This window comes from Embleya sp. NPDC001921 (genome assembly GCF_053594475.1).
In genome coordinates this window covers 1-9,520 of record NZ_JBSFEO010000110.1, presented here as the reverse complement: position 1 = coordinate 9,520, position 9,520 = coordinate 1, and the positions used below count along the sequence as shown (strand labels likewise).

At 68.6% G+C, this 9,520-nt stretch carries 10 protein-coding genes; 3 read left to right on the top strand and 7 right to left on the bottom strand.

The window, feature by feature from the left end; all coding sequences use genetic code 11:
- The 5 genes from ACWCPW_RS50885 to ACWCPW_RS50865 all read right to left on the bottom strand — a co-directional run.
- Positions 1 to 182, bottom strand: a 182-nt coding sequence (locus ACWCPW_RS50885; protein WP_449768488.1) for a hypothetical protein, incomplete at its 3' end; no start/stop codon positions are given.
- A gap of 90 nt (positions 183 to 272) precedes the next feature.
- Positions 273 to 974, bottom strand: a complete 702-nt coding sequence (locus tag ACWCPW_RS50880; RefSeq protein ID WP_449768487.1) for a BRO-N domain-containing protein — start codon at positions 972 to 974, stop codon at positions 273 to 275.
- Positions 971 to 1,240 carry a hypothetical protein gene (locus tag ACWCPW_RS50875; RefSeq protein ID WP_449768486.1) on the bottom strand — a complete coding sequence of 90 codons (270 nt, stop codon included), beginning with the start codon at positions 1,238 to 1,240 and terminating at the stop codon, positions 971 to 973. Before ACWCPW_RS50875 ends, ACWCPW_RS50880 begins: the two co-directional genes overlap by 4 nt.
- A 62-nt stretch (positions 1,241 to 1,302) precedes the next feature.
- Entirely contained in the window at positions 1,303 to 1,554 is a 252-nt protein-coding gene (locus ACWCPW_RS50870; protein ID WP_449768485.1) for a helix-turn-helix domain-containing protein, read from the bottom strand.
- Between the two features lie 71 nt (positions 1,555 to 1,625).
- A complete protein-coding gene (locus tag ACWCPW_RS50865; protein ID WP_449768484.1) occupies positions 1,626 to 1,865 on the bottom strand; it encodes an XRE family transcriptional regulator in 240 nt (79 codons plus the stop codon).
- 230 nt (positions 1,866 to 2,095) lie between these two features.
- Between ACWCPW_RS50865 and ACWCPW_RS50860 the strand changes: the two genes are divergently transcribed.
- The gene (locus ACWCPW_RS50860; protein ID WP_449768483.1) at positions 2,096 to 2,449 is read left to right on the top strand and encodes a helix-turn-helix domain-containing protein; all 354 of its coding nucleotides are present in this window, start codon (positions 2,096 to 2,098) and stop codon (positions 2,447 to 2,449) included.
- A gap of 697 nt (positions 2,450 to 3,146) precedes the next feature.
- Positions 3,147 to 4,520: a tyrosine-type recombinase/integrase gene (locus ACWCPW_RS50855; protein ID WP_449768482.1), complete on the top strand. Its 1,374-nt coding sequence runs from the start codon at positions 3,147 to 3,149 to the stop codon at positions 4,518 to 4,520.
- 121 nt (positions 4,521 to 4,641) lie between these two features.
- On the opposite strand, the gene ACWCPW_RS50850 is transcribed toward ACWCPW_RS50855, so the two are convergent.
- Entirely contained in the window at positions 4,642 to 5,667 is a 1,026-nt protein-coding gene (locus tag ACWCPW_RS50850; RefSeq protein ID WP_449768481.1) for a Gfo/Idh/MocA family protein, read from the bottom strand.
- Positions 5,668 to 6,018: 351 nt separating this feature from the next.
- Between ACWCPW_RS50850 and acnA the strand changes: the two genes are divergently transcribed.
- Positions 6,019 to 8,736, top strand: a complete 2,718-nt coding sequence (gene acnA, locus ACWCPW_RS50845) for an aconitate hydratase AcnA (RefSeq protein WP_449768480.1) — start codon at positions 6,019 to 6,021, stop codon at positions 8,734 to 8,736.
- A gap of 304 nt (positions 8,737 to 9,040) precedes the next feature.
- On the opposite strand, the gene ACWCPW_RS50840 is transcribed toward acnA, so the two are convergent.
- The coding region (locus ACWCPW_RS50840) for an asparaginase (protein ID WP_449768479.1) at positions 9,041 to 9,520 on the bottom strand (480 nt) is incomplete at its 5' end.

Below are 9,520 nucleotides of genomic sequence, written 5' to 3'. Positions count from 1 at the left end.
GCGATCTGCATCTCGAACTCGACCGAGAACCGGTCCGTCGTCTCCACGCGGGCGCCCACGTCCGGGACCTGCCGGCGCATCGCCGCGGCAATCGCGGCACCCGCACGGCGATCCCGGCGGTCGATCTCCGCCTGCGTTGGGGGTTTGGCCAGGGTCACAGCCCCGGCGATACTTGTCCTCACGTCCTGCCACCTCTCTCTGTGTCTTCAGGGATCTCTGGGTCGTGGTGGGGCAGCGGGTCGTCTCGTGGCGCGAGGCGGCCCGCACCTGCGTTAGAAGGGGAAGCCGTCCGGGGTATCCGCACCCTCGACTTCGTGGCCGATCCGGCCGAGCTCCATGAGCATCTGCACGTTGCGCTGCGCGGCCTCGATCCGCCGCCACGTCCGCAACGCGTGCTCGACCAGGTACGGCAGTGCGTGAGCGTGGATCTCCCAGCGCGTCTCCGTCGGCCAGAACAGATCCTCGTAAGCGGTGCGCGGCGCGCCGTTCAACCGCAGGACGCCGCCCGAGCGGAGCATCCGCCGCCACGTGTCCCGGCTCATCGCCAGACCGTGACGCGCACGGCCGATCGCCGCGGCGTGATCCCACGTGAGCGTCGCGGGCACCGGCTCGTCGGATCCGGGGAGTTCGTAGCGCCCGTGCTGGCGGAGCGAGGGCAGTACGTCGTGGAACACCCAGTACTGGAAGCGCTGGACCTGTGCGCGGGACTCCGGGTTCTTGATCCGGCTCGCCTGCCGCTGGCCGAGCAGCCTGTAGAAGCCCGGCTCGGTGACTGCCAGGACCTGCTGTTCACCACCAAGGGTCCACGCTGTCGTGTACCCCTTCTCGTTCTCCGGCAGGGACTCCGTCATTCGAGAGGCGTCGCGGTAGCCGAGCCCCCTGGCGAGGCCCGGGGCGAGGACGCGGAAGCTGTCGCCGTCCTGGATGGTCTCGATGTCGAACTCGGCGTTGGTGAACCGCTCGATGCCGGTCACTCGGCACTCCCGACGAACCGGGCGTAGACGCGGTACTCGCCGTCGACCACGCGGGTCTTCGCTTCGAACGCGCCAGCCGGCGTGAACGCCCTTGCTCGTCCTGCACGAATCTGCGTGGCCTTGTTGTTCGCGAGTGCGCTGGCGGCTGCTACGTGGACGATGGCCCACTCGTTGGGGCGGGCTTTGAGCGCCGCTGCGATGGCAATGGTGGGGTTTGATGACCGCTTTGATGCGGGCGGCTCTTCGAAGCGGATACTGCTCTTCAAGACCTGCTCCTTGTAGGGAAGGGGTTGGTCCAGGCCGGTCCTTCGGGGCCGGCCGGTTTGCGTCAGGCGGCGGTGCCGCCTACGCCCGCGGCCTCGAGGGCGTCGAGCCAGGCGTGGACGTGCTCGGCGCGGACCAGGTGCTTACGGCCGACCGGAACCCAGGGGCCCGGACCGTAGTTGCGGAATCGCCACCCGCGAACGGTGGCCGGGTCGACCTTGAACATCCGGGCAACGTCGGCGGTCGAGTAGAACTCCGGGGGCTCGGGGTGATCCGCCTTGGCGTGCTGTGCTGGCACGGTCTTCTTCACCTTCATGCGATCTCTCCGTTGATGATCCTTTGAAGGGGGCCAGGAGATCCTGTGAATGTGGATTTCGCGAGCCAACTTCAGTCGACGAACAGGTCATGGAGGGGCTTGTCGAGCGCCGCCGAGATCAGCGCTGCCGACCGGGGTCGACAGGCGTCTCGTGCGGAGGATCCCGTGGCAACCAGGGCGCCGATGAGCGACCTGGAGACACCGTAGTGAGCGGGATCGACGCGCTTGGTCATCTCGGCGAGCCGCAGGATGGAGAGGTCGGCTCGCCGCATTGCGTCTCGGATCGGCTGGCCGTCGTCTCGTCTGCGCATCGAGATCCTCGGGGTTGCATCCACTTTCAAGCCTTCCCGGACGGGTCGGCTTGTCGTGCTGTATCCACATTCCCGTGAATGTGGATGCGTGTCAAGGCGTTGTTGTGCGTTTGGTGTGCGGAGTTCGCGCAATCGTTGAATCCACGCAGGTCAGAATGTGGATGACCATCTTCGGTCAACATCTGTCCACCTGCTTGAGGCAATGTGGATCGTGCGCCATGCTTCCCGTTGTGGACGCACTCGCAAGCGCAATCCAAGCGCGCCTGGATGAGCTCGGCTGGACGCAGGCCGAACTCTCCAGGCGATCGGGCGTGTCCACGTCGACCATCAACGCGTGGATGACGGGCGAACGGGCCAAGGGCAGCCGCGGGCCGCACCCCGACAAGCTCCGGGCGATCGCGAAGGCGTTGGGCCTGCCCGCTGCGGCTCTTCTTGAAGCCGCGGGACGCAGAGTGCCGGCCACGTTCACTCCCGAGCAGGAGCAAGAGCTCCTAGGGCTGTGGAACGAGTTGAACGAGGACGGCCGCGAGATGACGCTCGCGTCGATGCGGGCTCTCATCGAACGTCGGCGCCGCTCCAACTGACGCCAACTTCCCTTGGGCGCAGTGGAATTCGGCCACGCATGAATGCGTCAGGGTAGGGCATAAGTCCCCGGTTGATCACAAAATGTGACCCACGGTATCCGCTCTGTGATCTTTCGTGTCATCACGCGATCGGCCTTGATCGGTCACACGATCCGAGTATCTTGGCTGGACCGTGTCCTGCGTCGCGGCGTTCAAAGCTCTTCCCGTGCATGCACCTGGGGGGAAACCGTGTGCGCCATTGTCACTCTAAGCGACGAGACGGTAGCCGGACTGCCGATCGGATTCAGCCACGATGCGGGGGAGATCCGCGTACCCGGTGGCCGATCCACTCGTCAAACCCTGCTCCTCATGCAGGCCGTACTGCTGGTGGCCGGAGTGCCCCAAGAACACGAGGACGAGGCCGTCTGCTGGTGCGGAGAACCGATCCCCGTACCCGCACTCGCATAGCCCATTCGGGCGAACGTCCCCGGTTATGGGTATAACTTGTCAGCGATCGTGGCTATGGTGCCCAGACCCGGTGTGGGCGTTCAACGCAGGACCTCGCGTCGGTAGCGCGCCCCTCGCCGTTCAAATCGGCGAGGGGCGCTGCTTACTCGCAAGCCTTGCGTGGGCGAACGTACAACGCGCACACGGGATTTGGGGATCCCTGTGACGCATCTGACCGATGTGATTCCGGATCCTCCAGAGGAGCGCGAACATGTCCGGTGGCTACATCGAGGACCGCTGGCTCAGGAAGCGGCCGAACCCCAAGACAGACAAGCGCGAGCGAACTGCCCTGTGGGGCAAGGGGAAGCGATACCGCGTCAAGGGGATCCCAGGCGTCAAGGATCGGTCGTTCCACGGGTCCACGGAGGCGAAGGACTGGCTGGCCCGGGCGAAAGCGGACTCCCGTCGCGGCGAGTTCATCGACCCACGCGACGGTGCGATGCTGCTGACCGACTACGTCGAGAAGCACTGGCTCCCCACGCACCCTGCGCGCGGAACAAGCCGCGTCTACATGACCAACCGCATCCGCAGCCACATCCTGCCCCACCTCGGCCGCTACCCCCTGATGGGCATCGGCGACGAGCGACTCCGGGCCTGGACCGCCGCGATGGCCAAAGACCTCGACGCAGGGACCGCCGAGGTCGTATGGACGCACCTGTCCTCGATCCTCAAGAGCGCGCACAACGGCGGGCGGATCGCCCGCAACCCCTGCACGCAGTTCGGGGATCTCAAGCCACGGAAGAAGCTGCGCAAGAAGCCGCGGGCCTGGCCGCGAACCACGGTCGAAGCCGTCCGGGCGGCGATGCCCGAACGGCACCAGGTGCTGGTCGACTTGGGGCTCGGGGCAGGGCTGCGGCAGGGGGAGGCATTCGGGGTCAGCCCCGACGACCTGGAGGGCGGGTTCCTGTGGGTCCGCCGACAGGTGATCCTCCTCGAAGGCAAGCTCTACTTCGCACCGCCCAAGGGTGCGAAGGAGCGTGGACTGCCCATCCCTCTCGGCGTGGTGGCCAGGGTGACCGACTACGGGCGCCGTTTCCCGTCCGTGGAGGTGACGTTGCCGTGGCTGGACCCGGACGAGCCCGACATGCCGAGGGATGAGCGCAAGAAGGTCACGGTGCGACTCCTCGTCACGACTCGGCACGGAAGTGCCCTGCGCAACAACGACTGGAACGTCCGGGTCTGGAAGCCCGCCCTCGGACGCGTCGGTCTCATCAAGGCGGTGCCCGAGGCGGAGGGCGCGGCGCAGCGGAAGATGCCGAGCGGCCAGCCGGCGCATCCGCGGTGGGAGTCATCGCGCGAGTGGGGCTTCCACGCATTGCGCCACACCTTCGCCTCGGTACAGTTGGAGGCGGGCGAGTCGCCCGTGACTTTGGCGAAGTGGCTCGGCCACGCATCAGCCAAGATCACCTTCGACTACTACGGCCACTTCATGCCGGAGGCCGGAGCGCGCGGCGTGGCCGCCATGGACCGATGGTTCACGGTGAAGCAGCCGATTGGCGAGAAAGTCCCCACGAAGTCCCTGCCGTTCGATTCCCTGGGGAAGTATCCGGTGCCGCAGCAGGTCAGGCCCATGATCACCGTCTGACGCCACAAGTACCTGCACTACATCATGCATTGAGCCGGCACGTCGGATCTCGACGACGTGATCCGGTGGCTACGGCTACGGCTACGGCTACGGCTACGGCTACGGCGGGGCCGCCCCGCGCTTACCTGGTGGCAGGGGCCTGTCCGCGCAGGGGCAGGCCCGCCGCGCGGTAGATCGCGTCCATGACGCGCAGCGTCGGCACCGCGTCCGCAGCGGGCGTCAGCGGCGGCTCGCCGAGGCGGATCGCGTCCGCGAACGCCTGGAGCTGCAGGCGGTACGTGGGCGTCCTCGCGGCCTCGCCCAGGTGTTCGCGGCGCTTGCGCTTGCCCGTGTGCACGGTGAAGCGGTGCGGCAGGTGCGGCATCAGGTAGTTCAGTACGCGCATCTCGCCGCGGGTGCCGACGACGTGCGCGTGCATGTCCAGGACGCGCCGGGACAACATCGACGCGTGCACGGTGCCGGTCACGCCGCCGGGCAGGCGCAGTCGCGCCGACATCGCGCGGTCCACCCGCCGGTCCTTGCGGACCGTCAGGGCATGCGCGTCCACCACCTCGATCGGGTCGCTTCCGTCGTCGCCCGCCAGCAGCCGCATCAGGTGCACGGCGTAGCACCCGCCATCCATCAGCGCCCCGCCGGCGAGGTCGTAGCGGTAGCGGATGTCGCCGAGCAGCGGCAGCGGGAAGCACATCGACGTGGTGATCCGGCGGATCTCGCCCAACTCGCCGTCGTCCAGGATCTCGCGCATCCGGCCCGCGAGCGGGTGATACCGATAGTGGAAGGCCTCCATCGCCACCAGGCCGGCACCCGCGGCGGTGTCCGCGATCTCCTGCGCCTCGGCCTCGTTGGCGGCCATCGGCTTCTCGCACAGCACATGCTTGCCGGCTTCCAGCGCGCGGATCGTCCAGTGCGCGTGCAACCCGTTGGGCAGCGGGATGTACACCGCGTCCAATTCCGGGTCCGCGATCAGGGCGGCGTAGTCCGTGTGCACCCGCGGGATGCCCTGCCGTCGCGCGAAGGTGTCCGCGCGGGCCGCGTCGCGGGCGGCGATCGCGGCGACCTGTACCTCCGGGATCAGCCGCGCGGGCTTGACCAGCGCGGCCGGCGCGATGCGAGCCGCGCCCAGTACACCGATCCGGATCCGCTTCATGGCGTCATCCCCCTCGTCGCCATCCCACCCGACGCGCTCGTGCTCCGAACGCTTACCCGGGCCACTCGCCGGACCCACGCGTGGGTCGTGCCGGATTCGCTGTCCGCATGTTAGGGGCGCACGCGCGCGTGTGGGGGAGATCGCCCGCAGGAATCCGCGAGCGACGGGTCGGCGCGGGTGTGGCGGGTACCCGCACGGAGGAGTCGGGGCCTAGACTAGACTTGTCTTGACATCAAGATATCTGCGGGGCGCAGACCCCGGCATCCCCTACTTAGGGTCACCTTGCTTGGCGCGAGTCGAGTGGGTGTCGGCAGGATGCGGGAGAAACGCACAAGATCAAGGGAGACCGTCGTGTCCGCGAACAGCTTCGACGCTCGCTCCACCCTGAACGTGGGTGACGAGTCGTACGAAATCTTCCGGCTGGACAAGGTGGAGGGCAGCAAGCGCCTCCCCTACAGCCTGAAGGTCCTGCTGGAGAACCTGCTCCGCACGGAGGACGGCGCGAACATCACCGCCGATCACATCCGTGCCCTGGGCGGCTGGGACGCGAAGGCCGAGCCGAGCGAGGAGATCCAGTTCACGCCGGCGCGCGTGATCATGCAGGACTTCACCGGCGTGCCGTGCGTCGTGGACCTCGCTACGATGCGCGAGGCCGTGAAGGCCCTCGGCGGCGACGCCTCCCGGATCAACCCGCTCGCGCCCGCCGAGATGGTCATCGACCACTCGGTCATCGCCGACGTGTTCAATCGGCCGGACGCGTTCGAGATCAACACCGACATCGAATACGGCCGCAACAAGGAGCGCTACCAGTTCCTGCGCTGGGGCCAGACCGCGTTCGACGAGTTCAAGGTCGTACCGCCCGGCACCGGCATCGTGCACCAGGTCAACATCGAACACCTGGCTCGCACCATCATGGTGCGCAACGGCCAGGCATACCCCGACACCTGCGTCGGCACCGACTCGCACACCACGATGGTCAACGGCCTGGGCGTGCTCGGCTGGGGCGTGGGCGGCATCGAGGCCGAGGCCGCGATGCTCGGCCAGCCGGTCAGCATGCTGATCCCGCGCGTGGTCGGCTTCAAGCTCTCCGGCAAGGCGCAGCCCGGCGTCACCGCCACCGACGTCGTGCTGACCATCACCGACATGCTGCGCAAGCACGGTGTGGTGGGCAAGTTCGTCGAGTTCTACGGCGACGGCGTCGGCTCGGTGCCGCTGGCCAACCGCGCCACCATCGGCAACATGTCGCCGGAGTTCGGCTCGACCTGCGCGATCTTCCCGATCGACGCCGAGACGATCACCTACCTGCGACTGACCGGCCGGGACGACAAGCAGCTCGCGCTGGTCGAGGCGTACGCGAAGGCCCAGGGCATGTGGCACGACCCGAGCCACGAGCCGGAGTACTCGGAGTACATCGAGCTCGACGTCTCCACCGTGGTGCCCTCGATCTCCGGCCCCAAGCGCCCGCAGGACCGGGTCGTGCTGGCCGAGGCCAAGTCCCGCTTCCGCAGCGCGCTGGCGGACTACGTCACCAACGGCGACGAGTCCGGCAAGGAGTCCTTCCCGGCCTCGGACGCGCCGACCGGCTCCAACGGTCGCGTGCACAACCCGACCACGGTGGTCGGCGAGGACGGCGTCGAGTACGAGATCGACCACGGCGCGGTCGTGATCGCCTCGATCACCTCGTGCACCAACACCTCGAACCCCTCGGTCATGCTCGGCGCCGCGCTGCTCGCGAAGAAGGCCGTGGAGAAGGGCCTGACCCGCAAGCCGTGGGTCAAGACCACGCTCGCGCCCGGGTCCAAGGTCGTCATGGACTACTACGAGAAGGCGGGCCTGATCCCGTACCTGGAGAAGGTCGGCTTCTCGCTGGTCGGCTACGGGTGCGTGACCTGCATCGGCAACTCCGGCCCGCTGCCGGAGGAGGTCTCCAAGGCGGTCAACGACGCCGACCTCGCGGTGGTCTCGGTGCTCTCGGGCAACCGCAACTTCGAGGGTCGGATCAACCCCGACGTCAAGATGAACTACCTGGCCTCGCCGCCGCTGGTGATCGCGTACGCGCTCGTGGGGTCGATGGACGTCGACATCACCACCGAGCCGCTGGGCGTGGACTCCGAGGGCAAGCCGGTCTACCTCGCGGACATCTGGCCGAGCGACGAGGAGATCGCCGAGGTCGTGGCCTCCTCGATCGACCAGGACATGTTCATCGACCGCTACGCCGACGTCTTCGCGGGCGACTCGCGCTGGCAGTCGCTGGAGATCCCGACGGGCGCCACCTTCGAGTGGGACCCGCAGTCCACCTACGTGCGCAAGCCTCCGTACTTCGAGGGCATGCAGATGCAGCCGGCGCCGGTCGTGGACATCGCGGGCGCACGCGTGCTGGCCAAGCTGGGCGACTCGGTCACCACCGACCACATCTCGCCGGCGGGCTCGATCAAGGGCGACAGCCCGGCGGGCAAGTACCTGGCCGAGAACGGTGTCGAGCGCAAGGACTTCAACTCGTACGGCTCGCGCCGGGGCAACCACGAGGTGATGATCCGCGGCACGTTCGCGAACATCCGTCTGCGCAACCAGATCGCGCCGGGCACCGAGGGCGGCTTCACGCGTGACTTCACGCGGGCCGACGCCCCGGTGTCGACGATCTACGACGCGTCGGTGAACTACCAGGCCGCGGGCATTCCGCTGGTGGTGCTGGCGGGCAAGGAGTACGGCTCGGGCTCGTCCCGCGACTGGGCCGCCAAGGGCACCTCGCTGTTGGGCGTGCGCGCGGTGATCGCCGAGTCGTACGAGCGCATCCACCGCTCGAACCTGATCGGCATGGGCGTCATCCCGCTGCAGTTCCCGGCCGGCCACAGCGCCGCCTCCCTCGGCCTCACCGGCGAGGAGACCTTCGCGTTCGAGGGCATCACCGCGCTGAACGAGGGCCGCACCCCCAAGACCGTCAAGGTCACCACGGACACCGGCGTCGAGTTCGACGCGGTCGTGCGCATCGACACCCCCGGCGAGGCGGACTACTACCGCAACGGCGGGATCATGCAGTACGTGCTGCGGTCGCTGGTGAACAAGGGCTGACGATCGCGCCGCGACGGTAGGTCGCGCGTCGTCGAGGCACCGGGTCGGGCTCCTTCGGGGGCTCGGCCCGGTGCTTTTCGGGTTCGGCCCGAGCGACTCGCCGATTCCGGTCGGGACGGCGCGGTGCGGTGGCGGGTGCGGGCGGTGCGGCTGCGCTCGCGAGCGCTCCCCTTGCGCTCGCACCCGCGGGCCCGTCCGCCGGCGCGCTCGCGGGCACCGGGGGCCGGACGGCACTGGCGCGGCCGGTTGGTTTTCCAACCGGCCGCGGGGCCAGTTTTGCGCCCGGCTCGTGTGGGCGACAGGGCTAAGGCGTCGGTTCACCCAAAAGGGGGAGCGCGCGGACGGCGCCGACCACCTCGCCGGCGCCGTACACGGGTGCCTGCGCGAACGGGGCGAGGGTCTGCTCGTCCACGCCCATGCGCCACAGCAGCGCCGCCATGGCGACGATGTGCGCCCGCGTCGCCCCGTCCGCGATCTTGACCGCCGCGCCCCGACCGTCCGGCAGGCCCACCGCGTACACCGCCTCCGCGCCGTCCTTGGCGAGCAGGCCCGGGATCGCCCGCATCAGGTTGGTCACGTCGCGACCGGTGCCCGCGACCCACTCCGGGTGCGCGCGCATCGCGTCCGCGATCCGCCGTTCGGGCGTGCCTTCGGCGGCCCCCGCGAAGCGGCCGTAGGACCTGGCCAGGCCGGCGAGCGAGATCGCGAACAGCGGCGCCCCGCACCCGTCCACGCCGACCGCCGCGACCGGCTCGCCGGCGACGTCCTCGACCGCCCGGCGCAC

Bases quoted from the DNA above. Each gene is read 5' to 3' on its own strand.
- ACWCPW_RS50870 (WP_449768485.1), bottom strand. From the start codon at position 1,554: ATGAAGGTGAAGAAGACCGTGCCAGCACAGCACGCCAAGGCGGATCAC.
- ACWCPW_RS50865 (WP_449768484.1), bottom strand. From the start codon at position 1,865: ATGCGCAGACGAGACGACGGCCAGCCGATCCGAGACGCAATGCGGCGA.
- ACWCPW_RS50855 (WP_449768482.1), top strand. From the start codon at position 3,147: ATGTCCGGTGGCTACATCGAGGACCGCTGGCTCAGGAAGCGGCCGAAC.
- ACWCPW_RS50850 (WP_449768481.1), bottom strand. From the start codon at position 5,667: ATGAAGCGGATCCGGATCGGTGTACTGGGCGCGGCTCGCATCGCGCCG.